Raw genomic sequence first — 10,377 nt, forward strand, 5'->3', positions numbered from 1 at the left:
TGAACCATTTGTTTGATAGATTGATTATATCATTTTTTTGCGCTGCCTGCAGTTGCAGGCTCTTCGGCGCGGACCGTGTACTGGCCGTCTGCGTCGACGTCAAAGACGACTTTGTGTCCTGCAAGCACTTCGCCTCTCAGAAGTTCTTCGGAAAGCCGGTCTTCTACGTTCTTCTGGAGCGCACGGCGGAGCGGGCGGGCACCGTATTCAGGATCGTACCCTTCTTCGGCGATCCGTTCTTTCGCGGCCTCCGTGATGACAAGCTCGATGTCCTGCTCGGACAGGCGCTTCGTGAGCTGGTCGGCCATCAGGTTGACGATCTGGCCGAGCTCTTCCTTGTCGAGCGAGTGGAAGACGATCATTTCGTCCACACGGTTCAGGAACTCCGGACGGAAGGCTTTCTTCAGCTCTCCGAGCATTGTATCCTTCATGTCCTTGTGGTCGCGCTTGCCGTCCTGCAGATTAAAGCCGACGTACTTATTCTGCTTGAGCGTTTCCGCACCGACGTTCGACGTCATGATGACGACCGTATTGCGGAAGTCGACCGTGCGGCCCTTGGAATCGGTCAGGCGGCCGTCTTCAAGAACCTGAAGGAGGATGTTGAAGACGTCAGGGTGTGCTTTCTCGATCTCATCCAGCAGGATGACCGAGTACGGCTTGCGGCGGACCTTCTCTGTGAGCTGTCCGCCCTCGTCGAAGCCGACATAGCCCGGAGGCGAACCGACGAGGCGGGACGTGGAGTGTTTCTCCATGTACTCCGACATGTCGATTCGGATCATCGCGTCTTCGTCGCCGAACATCACTTCGGCAAGTGCGCGGGCAAGTTCCGTCTTACCGACACCGGTCGGTCCGAGGAAGATGAACGAGCCGATCGGGCGCTTCGGATCTTTCAGGCCGGCACGCGCGCGGCGGATGGCCCGGGAAATCGCGTCGACCGCTTCGTTCTGGCCGATGACGCGCTTGTGAAGCTCTTCTTCCATGTTGAGGAGCTTCGCGGTTTCGGTCTCCGCGATCTTCGAGACCGGAACGCCGGTCCACATGGAGACGACCTGCGCCACGTCCTCGACGGTCACTTCAGATTCTTTCTTGCCCTGCTTTTCTTTCCACTCTTCCTTCGTCCGCTCCAGCTCATCTTTGAGCTTCTGCTCTTTGTCGCGGAACGAAGCGGCTTTTTCGAATTCCTGGCTCTGGACGGCCGCGTTTTTCTCGGAGCGGACGCTGTCGAGCTGCTGTTCGAGTTCCTTCAGGTCCGGCGGCGTCGTGAACGAACGGAGGCGGACTTTGGAACCGGCCTCGTCGATCAGGTCGATCGCCTTGTCCGGGAGGAAGCGGTCGGAAATGTAGCGGTCGGACAGCTTGGCTGCCGCTTCGACGGCTTCGTCCGTAATCTTCACACGGTGGTGTGCTTCGTAGCGGTCGCGCAGGCCGTGGATGATCTTGATCGTGTCCTCGACATTCGGCTCGTCGACCTGGATCGGCTGGAAGCGGCGCTCGAGCGCGGCATCCTTCTCGATGTACTTGCGGTACTCATCGAGCGTCGTCGCACCGATGCACTGGAGCTCGCCGCGTGCAAGGGCCGGTTTCAGAATGTTGGACGCGTCGATTGCGCCTTCCGCACCACCGGCGCCGATCAGCGTATGGAGCTCGTCGATGAAGAGGATGATATTGCCCGCCTGGCGGATTTCCTCCATCACTTTCTTCAGGCGGTCCTCAAACTCACCACGGTATTTCGTACCGGCGACGACGGTGCCCATGTCGAGTGTCATGACGCGCTTGTCGCGGAGTGTTTCCGGCACTTCGTTGTTGACGATCTGCTGCGCGAGACCCTCTGCGATCGCCGTCTTGCCGACACCCGGTTCCCCGATGAGGACCGGGTTGTTTTTCGTCCGGCGTGACAGGACTTCAATCACGCGTGTGATTTCCTTGGAGCGTCCGATGACCGGATCAAGCGTGCCTTCACGGGCAATTTCGGTCAGGTCACGCGCAAGGGAGTCGAGCGTCGGCGTGCTGGCGGAAGCATTGCCGCCGCCCGCCTGCGACCCCTGTCCATTCTCGTTCGATCCGAGCAGCTGGAGCACCTGCTGGCGGGCCTTGTTCAGCGAAACGCCGGCATTGGCGAGGACACGCGCCGCGACCCCTTCCCCTTCGCGGATCAGCGCAAGGAGGAGGTGCTCCGTACCGACATAGGAATGGCCGAGCTTGCGGGATTCATCAAGCGACAGCTCGATGACCTTTTTTGCGCGCGGCGTGTAATGAATGATCGGGCCGACTTCGCGGTCGCCGGTGCCGACGAGCTTTTCGACGCCTTCTTCAATCGTCTCGAAATTAACCCCGATCGCCTCGAGCGCTTTTGCGGCGATGCCGCCGCCCTCACGGATGAGGCCCAGGAGAATATGTTCGGTCCCGATGGCATCATGGCGCATCCGGATCGCTTCTTCTTGCGCAAGCTGGAGAACTTTCTGTGAGCGTTGCGTAAAGCGGTTGAACATCATACACAATCCCTCTCTTCTCTTAATTATCATTTATGCAGATCCTGATGAACTTTGATTCTGGTTATATGATAAAAGGTTCCCCCAAACCGTCCGGCATCAAACCGGAAACGGAAGAACCGGGACAACTCTTTCGGGAAGGTGCTGTTTGACCTTCTTTGACCATTATAAACCGGAGTGCTTCCCCGTACAAAACATATGCTCGGACGACGCTTTCCATCCTGAGGGTCAGTCTTCCGCGCCGCCGGACTGTCTGCCCATGCCGATCCGCTCACGGATCAGCTTCGCCCGGAAGACGTCGCGTTCGCCAGGGTGAAGAGTTTCTCCCGCATACTGTTGGAGAAACGCGGGCTGCATGAAGATCATAAGCTCGTTCAGGACGGACACATCGACATCCGGGATGATGCCCATATCGATGCCGAGCCGAACATCCGACAAGCGGTTCGCCGCTTCGTCGGTCGCGAGTACGCGGGCGTTCGTAAGGATTCCGTACGACCGCCAGACACGGTCCTCGAGCTTCATCGGTGAATGCTCCCGGAGAGCGCGGCGCGCCCGCTCCTCCTGCTCGATCAGCCTTTCCGTCAGATCCCGCAGGTCCATCAGGATGTCCCGCTCCGATTTCCCGAGCGTCATCTGGTTCGACACCTGGTAGACATTGCCGAGAGCATCTGAGCCTTCGCCGTAGCTGCCGCGCACCGTCATGCCGAGACGGGCGACCGCCTGGGCGATTCTAGCCATGTTGCTCGTGATGGAAAGCGCCGGCAAGTGCAGCATGACCGAGGCCCGAAGGCCCGTGCCCGTGTTTGTCGGGCAGCTGGTGATATAGCCGAAGTCCCCGTCGAATGCGTACGGCAGGGCTTCTTCAAGCCGGTTGTCGATGTCGTTTGCACGGTCGAACGCCTCCATGAGGTGGAGGCCCGGATAGATCACCTGGATCCGGATATGGTCCTCTTCGTTCACCATGATCGAAACCGATTCGTCTCCTGATAGGATGACGGATCCGGGCCGCTCCGGGTCCGCCAGCTGCGGACTGATCAGATGCTTTTCGACGAGCGCCTGCCGCTGGATCGCAGGTACACTTTCCATCGGGATATGAGAAAAGTCTTCCATGCCTTCGAGTGCGGCGGCGACTTTCTGTTCGACCTCTTCCGCCTCTTCCCGGCTGAAATCAAGCGGGAAACGGAAGCCTTTCAGGTTCCGCGCAAGACGGACGCGAGTCGACATGACGATATTCGAGTACTCGCCCTTCGGCCCCATCCACGGAGTGACCGCATTTTTAAGGAAGTTTTCAATCGACGACATCCTGTCCGCCCCCTTCCTCCAGGCTGCGCTCCAGTTCCCGGACTTCGTCCCGGAGCTGTGCAGCCCGCTCGAATTCCTCCTGGTTGATCGCTTCCTTCATCTGTCTTCTCAGGTCCTTGATCTTCCGTTCGGCGGCAATCCTTCCGCTGTAGGAAGCGGGCACCTTGCCTTCATGCCTCGTATGGCCGCCCTGGACCTTGTTGAACACTTCGGGCAGCTCTTTGCGGAATGCGCTGTAGCACTCCGCGCAGCCGAATTTCCCGCGCTCGATGAAGCGGCGGAATGTCAGGCCGCAGTTCGGGCATTCGGGACCGCTGCTGACCTGGGGCTGCGCGGTCTTCTGAAACGCTTCCGGGCCGGCAAACCAGTTCTGGAGAAACTGCTGGATGCCGAGCGGGTCCCCCCCGAAGTCTCCCTGGAACGGCTGGAAGTGCGCAGCGCACACATCGCACAGATGCCGCTCCTCGGTTTTTCCGTTTTTGCTCTGGGTCACAACGACCGAAGCCGGCCGTTCATGGCAGTTGTCACAGATCAACGAACACACCTCTTTCAGAAGCCGGCACACGGGTGCCGGCCGGGGTCAATTGCCTTTTCCGTCTTCGGCGGAGCCGCCCTGCTTGTTCACCGGGCCGCCTGCCGCCTCATATTTAAATGTGCTGAGCATTGCCTGCATGATCCGGGAGCGGAGCAGATCCCGTTCCGGAAGCTGCGACATGAGCGTCAGACGGTGCACGGCGGCATGCATCATGTTTGCCTCGCGCTCCGTAAGGATATCCTCATCGATAAGGCGCCGGATGATATCCTCGGCCATCGACTGGGTAGATCCGCCGTTCAGTCCCTCGACGATCTGCTCAATCAGGTCGATCCGGCTGTTCGGCCGGACACGGACGATTCGGATGTATCCCCCGCCTCCCCGCTTGCTTTCGACCATATAGCCGCGCTCCGTCGTGAACCGGGTCTTGATGACATAGTTGATCTGCGAAGGGACGCACTGGAATTTCTCCGCGACTTCACTCCGCTTGATCTCCGCCATCCCGTCCTGTTCTTGTTCGAGAATCGACTTGAGATATCCTTCAATGATGTCTGAGATGTTCCGCATGGTTTCACCTCTTTCCAAGGCACATGAACTCGATTGACTTTGACTATCTTTGACTTAATTATACGACGTTATACATGCATCCGCAAAGTTTTTGCGCGGTCCGGGATAGGGTTTTTTTAGTCCGGACGATTTTTTTACAAAAAAGAGGTTTATTCTGGTTTTAAACAGGTAAAGAAAGGGATGTGGACTGCGTTTTCATGATCTCCGACGCAAGTTTGCCGGCTTCCCGCCGGAACGTGGCGAGGATTTTTTCTCATCTGTTTTTTTCCTCATTTGATCTCCCCCCAAACAAAAACCCCGGATGACACCAAAACATACCGGAGGCGATTCAATTTGAATTGGTACGACAAGCTCAATGAATATTTCCCCGTGGAAGAAATGAAGTCCAGGGACCATATGGAGACTCTCCTTAAGGATAAGGAAGGCGTGTACGGCAAGGACGAGGGGCCCTATCACGTGCTCATGTACGCAGAATTCGACGAGTTTCTCTTTGTCGATTATCTGTTCGTTTCGTCGAAGTCGCGAGGCCAGGGACTCGGCGGAAAGCTGATTGAAAAGCTCAAAGCCAAAAATAAACCGATCATCCTCGAAGTCGAACCCGTCGATTATGACGATACCGATACCGCAAAGCGGCTGAAGTTCTATGCCAGGAACGGATTCGCCCACGCCCGCCGCATCGGCTACAGCCGCCGCTCGCTGGCGACCGGCGAAAAGACCGACCTCGAGATTCTCTACTGGGCTCCGAACCATGAAGGTGAAGAAACGGTCGAACAGGCCATCTATGACCATATGCGCAAGACGTACGAGGAAATCCACACCTACAAAGACGAGGATTTTTATGGCGGCTCCTATGAGCACACCGATGAAGTATTCGACTTCCATGAGGAAGAGAGCCGGAAAGAAGATATTTTGGAGCCGTTCACGGTCTCCGCATAATGCAGAAGAAAGCCCTCCGCAGCACGCGGAGGGCTTTCTTTTATTGTCCGATGGTCGTGTTCTTCATTTCTTTAACCGGGAGGAACAATTCGCCGGTCTCGAGGTAGGTGATATCCAGCCGGTCGCCTTCCTGGATGTAGACCGCAAGCGGCACCGTTTCAGTGGAAGCGAGGAAGCTCCGCCCGTCTTCTGCCAGGACCGACACGAGCGTGAAGTCGCCTGCGCGTTCCTTATAGACGCGCTGGACAGTGACGGCGGCTTTGGCCTCTTCTGCCCCCGAAGATCCGTCCACGGTCGAACCGCCGCGCTGGAGCGCCGTCTTGTACAGCTTGAGGGCTTCGTTCGGCGTGCCCGCGAAAACGGATATCTCGGGATTCGCCGCCGAGACGATGAAGTAGTTTTGCAGGAAGCCGTTTTGGTCGAGCACCGGCGTCAGCCAGCTGGCCTCGCCATAGAAGTTGTACAGCACCGGCATCTCGCCGGACCATTTTTTCTCGATGAATTTCTTCTCGATGATCTGGAGCGTTCCCTGCGAGTCCATGTACGACTCTTCAAGATTGCCCGTGTAGTAAATCGCCTCACCCGTCCGTGCATCGGTGAGCGCGTAGCCAAGCATCGAGTCGACCCCTTCTTTCGGGCTCGTGAAGTCGGTGAAGTAATACATATGGCCGGTCTCGTCGAATACCGGGCTTACATTCGCCTCGGTTCCTTCGTCAGACGGCAGCTTCACGTCTTTTTTGCCGAACAGCGAGTTCCAGAAGCCATGGACGTACTTCCCGAAGTAGCTGTTCGCCAGGCTGACGGCCTCGGGCGATACGGCGCCGTCGATGAACTCGGGCACATCCCCTATGGCATAACGCTGAGTCTTGCCGGTTGCCGGGTCGACGGTGACGATCCCTTTCACGTCAAAGCCGTTCCGCGCGGAGATGAACTTTCCGTACGAGCGGATATAATGCGGCTTGCCTTCGTCGTCGATCTCCAGCTGGGCATCTCCGTAGAAGATGAGGCCCGGCTCCGCCATGCGCATATGGCGCTCGACATTCTTGTGGAAGTAGGACGACGGCGTGTAGGCCATCTCGGACTTCACGAACTTCGGATTGTCGGAAGAATCCGTCGCGCTCATCTTAAAGTAACCGGGGGTCGTGTCGCCGTTGATCCACTTGAAGAACCCGGCAAACTCGACCGGCGCAATGTAGACGAACTCCCCCTCCACTTTCTGTATCTGCAGTTCGCCGAGCTCGTAGTAGCTGGTGTTCGGAACCTGTCCGAACGCCTTTTTCATCTTGTTGCGTGCAAACTTCGGCGGCACGCTGGCAGGCGTCTTTGTCTCGTCGAACGCGCTGATTTCGACCTGCTGATCCATCTCGACCGCCTTGTATTTGTCATCGGCGTTAAAGAGCGGCGCGGCCAGGAAGTAGGCTGCGAATGCGAGCGCCGCAAGCGACACGATTGTGCGCGCCTTGCGCTCCATTCCCCTGGCAGCGGATGCCGCACCGATCACAGCCGCAATGACGACAGCCGGCCAGAGCGATGTCCAGTTGCGGTCGAGGTTGAGGAAGTAATAAACCGCAAACGTAATGATCGCGAACGTGACGGCGGAACCGATCAGGAGCGGCACCGTGTTCACCGGCTCCGTCACTTTGTGTCCGTCCTTTTTGATGTCGCGTGTCGCCCGGAACGGCACTGCCAGCAGTGCAAGCACCAGGCCGGCGATCACGGAAAACAACAATAAATTCAGCATGAGGAAAACCCTCTCTTTTTGGAGTATGTAGTCTTTCTACGTTGAAAAGGGCGCGATGGTTTCATGAATGGGCAATTTTAATGGAGCGTGGGCCTGTCCAGAGTTGTGGGGTGCAAAGTGGCACTACCAGATGACCGCGCATAGGATCCTATGCGCGGTTCCCGGCGTTCTATGCGCGCTCGTGGATGTTCTATGCGCGGTTATTCGTTTTCTATGCGCGCTTACGGCACTTCTATGCGCGCTCATCAAAAAGAGCACCCTCTCAGAGTGCTCCAAGCTCTTCATTGTTGATGATATGTTTTCCATCGGCCTTTTCCTTTTTCAATCAGCCCCGCACTTTTCATCATCCTTCTTGCGGCGTGCCGATCCTCCACGCCAAGAAACCTCCGGCACTCCTCATTTGTGAGTTCACCGCCGAAGATGAGGAACCAGTCTTGGAGTGCTTCAATATGAGCGGAGCGGGAGACACACTCGCAGACGCAGTGCCACGCGCGGTCGCGCCACCGCATGCCGAAGCCTCCACATTCGGGACAAATGACGCCGGTACGGATGTCCGCCCGGCTCACTTGAGGGTACATAGTGCAAAGTGGCCGCTGTACATAAGGTCGATGCGCAGCAAGTACTTGCCGGGCAAGGTCGTCCAATTCATGTTCATCCAGCACGGGCTGTGCGGAAAGATTGCGCAAGTAATACGGAATATTGTTCGGGAAGAGAATGGGATGTGGAGCGGCGGCCGCTTCGACCATCTGGCTTGGATAGGCGAAGACGACGGCGCCGTATACAGGAATGGGGGTATTGCGCTCATGCAGCCAGTCCCTGAACAGCATCAGGTGGCTGTCCAGCTGGGCAAACGGGCTGCCAAGCGCTTCTTCATGACCGTCCTTGGTGACCCGGACCAATTGAGGGGGATGTCCCTGATCACGGAGCGGCCTGAGATGTTTTTGACTTCGAGAATGCATGCCCAGGAGCGGGAAAGCAAAAGCGTGTCAAGCTGAAACCTGGAGCCGCATGTGAGCCCGAGATCCGGGAATATCCGGATCGGATCGGGGTGGCGGAACTCCCGGAGCGCCGCGTCGACCCGCTCTTCTCCGCCGAAGCCGGCCTCTGCCTGTTTCCTGCGTTCAGTCAGCTTACCGACAACCGGATGACCCGGCCTGACCCTGCGCAGCCCGGCATCACATATCCGCTCGATTCCGGGCCTCGCCCGGTTTTTCATGATCAACCGATCACCTCCATCTCCATAGTACCCGATTCAATCAGAAACTCCATGCAGTATCGGACCGCTTTTCGGGGTATACACGAACAAGAGACTCCCGATACTCGAAGCAGCAGACCTTGTCACGAAAAGGAGTGAGCTGATTGGAACCGGAAAAATTTGAAATCCGCTCGGTGACGCACCGTCCCGGTGTGATCACCTTTGAATGGGACGATACAGGCGATGAATACCGGGTTTACAAGGAAGGCGAACTTCGCCAGGAAGGCCCGGTGTGCGACTTCACCGATGAGTACGTAAAAGACGGCAAGATGTATCACTACGCCATCGAGCGGATCCGAAACAACCGGACCGAGGACGTTATCATGATGCAGACTTCCGCACTGAAAGCGGAAAAGGATGCCCTTAACCCTCTCCGCTATCTTGTATTTACGACCATCGTTGCCAAATCGCAGGTGGCCCTTTCCTGGGAGAAGGTCCGGGGAGCGGAAACCTATTCTGTATTTAAAAACGGTGATCTTGTGAAAGAAACCGAGGACTGCTATTTTATCGACCGGGAAGTGCCGGACGAACGGACCTCCTATATGATCCGGACAAGCCGCCCGGCACGCAAGGCGGAAGAGCCGTTGAGCTCGGGCAAATCGATCCTTGGCCGCATCGCCGGAAAGTTCAATCCGGAATCAAGCACACAGGAAGATGTGAAGGAGGAGTTCTGGATCACAAAAGTGATCGGCCAGCCGTCAAAGCTTCTCCTGCCGGTGGAAGAATGGCGCGAACCCGAACCGGTCGAGCGCTGGCGGATGCGGTATACAACGTTCCTCGAGGAGAAATTCATCAACAATCCGAACGTACTCTCCCCTAACCGGACGTTCAAGGGAGACGGCCGGGACTTTGACCCGGAAGGCGAGTCATTCCGAACGCGCGGTGACGTGACGCTATCCTACAAGGACCCGGGCTACCCGCTCGTTTTCCGGAAAGAGGCAGGCAAGACGGTCGCCTACGGGCTGTCAGGCCGTCAGCGTGAGGAAGGAACCGCGTCAGTCGACGATTTCACAATTGAACCGCTCGAACATGACGGAAGAGAGTTCGGCTTTGAACTGAAACACTCCGTCGGAAACCCGCTGACCCCTGCCCCGCAGATCGACTATGAGGTCCATGCCATCCTGCGCCGCCATGGCACATTCCACGTGACGGGCTACCATGATCAGGCCCCCCACCATGAAGTCTACCTTGATAAAGGGGATGGCTGGGAACCGATTCACCGGGCGGCCTCAAAGGGCCTGGCCCATATGTCGGAAGTGATCGCCTACCAGCACTGGATCTCGTCAAACTTCGAATAATAAAGCAGGCCGCCGGACATTGGCGGCCTGCTTTATTTCGGGAAATAATCGCAAATTCCATCATATTTCCCGGGAAATAAAACAGGAATCGACAATTTCCCGGAAGAGGGCATGAAAAAACCGCGGAAATCCGCGGTTCAGACTGTAGACAAAACGTACCCAGATGAAATCTTTCTGGGTACGTTTTGTCATTTATGTGGATTTTTCGAGTGTTTTGCCCCTTAAATTCCCTTGGATTGACCGGCCGTCAGGCCGGT

At 56.9% G+C, this 10,377-nt stretch carries 9 protein-coding genes; 2 read left to right on the forward strand and 7 right to left on the reverse strand.

Annotation, left to right across the window (positions count from 1 at the left end; translation table 11 throughout):
• Window positions 1-29: 29 nt before the first annotated feature.
• The 4 genes from clpC to DZC51_RS14235 form a co-directional block, all read right to left on the reverse strand.
• Window positions 30-2,492 (reverse strand): ATP-dependent protease ATP-binding subunit ClpC, encoded by a 2,463-nt coding sequence (clpC, locus tag DZC51_RS14220; RefSeq protein WP_157297001.1) that lies wholly within the window; start codon window positions 2,490-2,492, stop codon window positions 30-32.
• Window positions 2,493-2,717: 225 nt separating this feature from the next.
• Entirely contained in the window at window positions 2,718-3,791 is a 1,074-nt protein-coding gene (mcsB, locus tag DZC51_RS14225; RefSeq protein ID WP_157297003.1) for a protein-arginine kinase McsB, read from the reverse strand.
• On the reverse strand, window positions 3,778-4,326 hold the full coding sequence (locus DZC51_RS14230; protein ID WP_157297005.1) for a UvrB/UvrC motif-containing protein: 549 nt from the start codon (window positions 4,324-4,326) through the stop codon (window positions 3,778-3,780). The genes mcsB and DZC51_RS14230 overlap by 14 nt, the downstream gene beginning before the upstream one ends.
• A 45-nt stretch (window positions 4,327-4,371) precedes the next feature.
• On the reverse strand, window positions 4,372-4,890 hold the full coding sequence (locus DZC51_RS14235; RefSeq protein ID WP_157297007.1) for a CtsR family transcriptional regulator: 519 nt from the start codon (window positions 4,888-4,890) through the stop codon (window positions 4,372-4,374).
• Between the two features lie 333 nt (window positions 4,891-5,223).
• On the opposite strand from DZC51_RS14235, the gene DZC51_RS14240 reads away from it, so the two are divergent.
• On the forward strand, window positions 5,224-5,826 hold the full coding sequence (locus tag DZC51_RS14240; RefSeq protein ID WP_157297009.1) for a GNAT family N-acetyltransferase: 603 nt from the start codon (window positions 5,224-5,226) through the stop codon (window positions 5,824-5,826).
• A 40-nt stretch (window positions 5,827-5,866) separates the two neighbouring features.
• On the opposite strand, the gene DZC51_RS14245 is transcribed toward DZC51_RS14240, so the two are convergent.
• The 3 genes from DZC51_RS14245 to DZC51_RS14255 form a co-directional block, all read right to left on the reverse strand.
• Window positions 5,867-7,567, reverse strand: coding sequence for a hypothetical protein (locus tag DZC51_RS14245; protein ID WP_157297011.1), 1,701 nt, complete (start codon window positions 7,565-7,567; stop codon window positions 5,867-5,869).
• 281 nt (window positions 7,568-7,848) lie between these two features.
• The gene (locus DZC51_RS14250; RefSeq protein ID WP_157297013.1) at window positions 7,849-8,466 is read right to left on the reverse strand and encodes a hypothetical protein; all 618 of its coding nucleotides are present in this window, start codon (window positions 8,464-8,466) and stop codon (window positions 7,849-7,851) included.
• Window positions 8,394-8,783 (reverse strand): nuclease-related domain-containing protein, encoded by a 390-nt coding sequence (locus DZC51_RS14255; RefSeq protein ID WP_232524153.1) that lies wholly within the window; start codon window positions 8,781-8,783, stop codon window positions 8,394-8,396. Before DZC51_RS14255 ends, DZC51_RS14250 begins: the two co-directional genes overlap by 73 nt.
• 143 nt (window positions 8,784-8,926) lie before the next feature.
• Here DZC51_RS14255 and DZC51_RS14260 point away from each other — a divergent pair, with 143 nt between their 5' ends.
• Window positions 8,927-10,120 carry a DUF3238 domain-containing protein gene (locus tag DZC51_RS14260; RefSeq protein WP_157297016.1) on the forward strand — a complete coding sequence of 398 codons (1,194 nt, stop codon included), beginning with the start codon at window positions 8,927-8,929 and terminating at the stop codon, window positions 10,118-10,120.
• Window positions 10,121-10,377 lie beyond the last annotated feature (257 nt).

The sequence above is a fragment of the Bhargavaea sp. CC-171006 genome, assembly GCF_009761675.1.
Classification (GTDB): domain Bacteria; phylum Bacillota; class Bacilli; order Bacillales_A; family Planococcaceae; genus Bhargavaea; species Bhargavaea changchunensis.

Bases quoted from the DNA above. Each gene is read 5' to 3' on its own strand.
- DZC51_RS14255 (WP_232524153.1), bottom strand. From the start codon at position 8,783: ATGAAAAACCGGGCGAGGCCCGGAATCGAGCGGATATGTGATGCCGGG.
- clpC (WP_157297001.1), bottom strand. From the start codon at position 2,492: ATGATGTTCAACCGCTTTACGCAACGCTCACAGAAAGTTCTCCAGCTT.
- DZC51_RS14235 (WP_157297007.1), bottom strand. From the start codon at position 4,890: ATGCGGAACATCTCAGACATCATTGAAGGATATCTCAAGTCGATTCTC.
- mcsB (WP_157297003.1), bottom strand. From the start codon at position 3,791: ATGTCGTCGATTGAAAACTTCCTTAAAAATGCGGTCACTCCGTGGATG.
- DZC51_RS14245 (WP_157297011.1), bottom strand. From the start codon at position 7,567: ATGCTGAATTTATTGTTGTTTTCCGTGATCGCCGGCCTGGTGCTTGCA.